Consider the following 494-nt stretch of genomic DNA (forward strand, 5'->3'; position numbering starts at 1 on the left):
ATTAAGCCGCCCCTGATTTCCTTTTACAGCGAATAAATAATCACCTCCCTGCTTTTGTATCTTATCTGCAATATCTTTCTGGCAACCCATTGCATCAGTTGTGATGATTTTTCCTTTAATATCCAACATGTTAAGAAGTTCAGGAATAGCTGTAATCTCATTGGATTTCTCATCTGTCTTGATCTGCCCGAGGACCAGACTGTGCATTGTCGAGAACGCACTAATAACATGAATCGCTCCCCTGCGGCGGCTCTTGTCATAAGAGTGCCGGAGTGTTTTTCCATCAATTGCGATGACATCTTTATCATCTGAAGAATGGCAGTCATGCATCCAGTTAATAAAGCACTCGTGAAATTTTGCAGGACTGATACAGGATACCAGGGAAAGATCATGGTATCCTGTATCCCCAAGTCCTTAACCCTGCAAAGGTTGAGAGCGTTCAGAATTCTGTGTCACGTTAAAAATTCTACAGCGTCATCACATTATTCAGTCGC

At 42.3% G+C, this 494-nt stretch carries 1 pseudogene; it reads right to left on the reverse strand.

Features of this window, described 5'->3' with window-relative positions:
- Positions 1-381 (reverse strand): annotated as a pseudogene (locus A7090_RS17945) (ISAs1 family transposase); the annotation flags it as partial.
- Between the last annotated feature and the right edge of the window lie 113 nt (positions 382-494).

It is taken from the genome of Escherichia sp. MOD1-EC7003, from assembly GCF_002965065.1.
Taxonomy (GTDB): Bacteria; Pseudomonadota; Gammaproteobacteria; order Enterobacterales; family Enterobacteriaceae; genus Escherichia.